Consider the following 317-nt stretch of genomic DNA (forward strand, 5'->3'; position numbering starts at 1 on the left):
CTTTGTACAGTGCTGATGGCACTCACGCTGGCGACTGCCCTGCCTGCTATAGGCGCTACCACCGAAGCAGGTAGCACCAGCGCAGCAACAACCGGAACAACAACCGGAGCAACGGTGGGAACTACCGCTGGCACTACGGGGGGACTGGCGGCAGGGGCGATTGGGACAACCGCTGTTGTCACCACCGCTGCGATTGCCGGCGTAGCGACGTTAGCCGTTGTCGCGGCAAGCGACAGTGGCGATAACTCAGGCAATGGTACTTCCACGAAGACAGTTACCCGCTAAGGCTGGTGCGCAAGGCGATATAGCTTTGCGCT

At 60.6% G+C, this 317-nt stretch carries 1 protein-coding gene; it reads left to right on the forward strand.

The window, feature by feature from the left end:
* Positions 1-285: hypothetical protein (locus ACNQ0T_RS23565; protein ID WP_417930423.1), on the forward strand; the 285-nt coding region annotated here is incomplete at its 5' end.
* Positions 286-317: the final 32 nt, after the last annotated feature.

This window comes from Enterobacter cloacae complex sp.6700776, from assembly GCF_048284255.1.
Classification (GTDB): Bacteria; Pseudomonadota; Gammaproteobacteria; order Enterobacterales; family Enterobacteriaceae; genus Enterobacter; species Enterobacter intestinihominis.